This window comes from Actinosynnema sp. NPDC059335 (assembly GCF_042752395.1).
In the GTDB taxonomy this organism is placed as follows: Bacteria; Actinomycetota; Actinomycetes; order Mycobacteriales; family Pseudonocardiaceae; genus Actinosynnema.
The window spans coordinates 1-1,721 of record NZ_JBHYXZ010000233.1 but is presented as its reverse complement, the minus strand read 5'-3'; the positions used below and the strand labels follow the sequence as shown (position 1 = coordinate 1,721).

Sequence of the window (1,721 nt, the reverse complement as noted above, 5' to 3'; positions counted from 1 at the left end):
CCCGGGGCCCCCGCGCGCGCGGGCGCGGGGGGCCGGGCGGGGGGGGGCGGGCGGGGGTGGCGTCAGGCGACGGCGGTGCCCTCCAGCTCGACCACCAGGGCGGGGATCGCCAGCCGCGACACCCCGAGCATCGTCGTGGCCGGCGCGACCCCGGCCGCGCCCAGCCGCGACGCCAGCACGCCGTAGTGCCGCAAGAGCAGGTCCACGTCCGTGGTGTACACGTTCAGCCGCACGAGGTTCGCCAGCGACATCCCCGCCCCGGCGAGCACGGCCTCCAGGTTGTCCAGGCTCAGCGCGAGCTGCGCCGCCAGGTCGCCCGCGTGCCGGGGCCGCCCGTCCCCGCCCGTCGCGGTCTGCCCGGCGCAGTACAGCGTCCGGGTGTGCCCGGAGACCACCTGGCCCTGGTCGTACCCCAGCTCCACCGACCACGGCCACGGGTTGACCGCCGTTCGTTCCACAGCCACTTCAGCTCCACCTCGATCCGGTCGACAGCACGTCGTGGGCAGAGCCTCGCAACGAATCACGACATCCCCTGTCGTGTATTCCGTTAGCCTTCCCGGGTGCGCGCCGACCGGTTGGTCTCGCTGGTGCTGCTGCTGCGCCGGCACGGTCGGTTGTCCGCGGCCACGTTGGCGCGCGAGCTGGAGGTGTCCACGCGGACCGTGCTGCGGGACGTGGAGGCGTTGTCCGCGGCCGGCGTCCCGGTCTACGCCGAGCGCGGGCGGCACGGCGGTTTCGCGTTGCTGCCCGGTTTCCGGACCGAGCTGACCGGGCTGAACCACGACGAGGCCCTCGCCCTGCTGGTCGCCGGGTCGCGGCGCGGCGCGCAGGCGTTCGGCCTGGGCTCGGCGCTCGCGTCCGCGATGCTCAAGGTGGTCGACGCGCTGCCGGAGGGCCACCGGGCGACCGCGACGGGCGTGGCCGAGCGGCTGCTCGTCGACCCGGAGACCGATCTGCTCTCCCGCCGCGTGGTCGCCGAGGAGGTGCCGGACGCGATCGTGGCGGAGGTGCGGCGCGCCGTGGTCGCCGGGCGGCGGCTGCGCATCCGGTACGCGGCCGCCGGTCAGCCGCCGCGGTGGCGCACGGTGGACCCGATCGGCCTGGTCACCGTGCGCGAGCAGGGTTACCTGCTGGCCACGAGGTCCGGCGAGGACCGCACCTACCGGCTGTCCCGGGTCCTGGCCGCCGAGGAGTTGGACGAACCGGCCCGGCGCGCCGAGCGGGTGGACCTGGGTCGGGCCTGGCAGGAGCGCGGCGCCCGGTTCCGGGCCGGCGGCGACCAGGTCGCGGTCCTGGTGCGGTTGGACCCGGCGCGGCGGGAGGAGCTGCTGGCGACGGCGGTGGCCGTGCTGGCCGAGGACGTGGACGAGGACGGCCGGCTGCGGCTGGAGGTCACCTTCCAGGACGCGCGCCACGCGCAGTGGGCGCTGTGGCAACTGGCCGCGGGCGCGGAAGCCCTGTCGCCGCACTGGTTGCGCGCCGCCCTGCACGACCGCGCCGCCGCGATCGCCGCCCGGTACGCGGACCCCTCCCCCAGCACGGCCGCCGGGCCGTGACCGCGCTACCCGCGCCGGTCCCCTTCGCCGATCCCGTAGACCGAGCGCAACCACACGCACGTCAACGTGTCCACCAGCTCGGGGGGGGGCGCGGGGGGGCAGGGGGGGGGGCGGGGGGGGTGGAGTGGGGGGGTGTTGATATAAAGATAGAGAGAGAAGAAAGAG

The 1,721-nt window shown here is 75.9% G+C and carries 2 protein-coding genes; one reads left to right on the top strand and one right to left on the bottom strand.

The genetic code is table 11. The annotated features are described in order from the left end of the window. Window positions 1-62: 62 nt before the first annotated feature. Window positions 63-458 carry a RidA family protein gene (locus ACFXGA_RS38005; RefSeq protein WP_378097327.1) on the bottom strand — a complete coding sequence of 132 codons (396 nt, stop codon included), beginning with the start codon at window positions 456-458 and terminating at the stop codon, window positions 63-65. A gap of 102 nt (window positions 459-560) precedes the next feature. Here ACFXGA_RS38005 and ACFXGA_RS38000 point away from each other — a divergent pair, with 102 nt between their 5' ends. Continuing rightward, window positions 561-1,556, top strand: coding sequence for a helix-turn-helix transcriptional regulator (locus ACFXGA_RS38000; RefSeq protein ID WP_378097312.1), 996 nt, complete (start codon window positions 561-563; stop codon window positions 1,554-1,556). The last annotated feature ends 165 nt before the right edge of the window (window positions 1,557-1,721 follow it).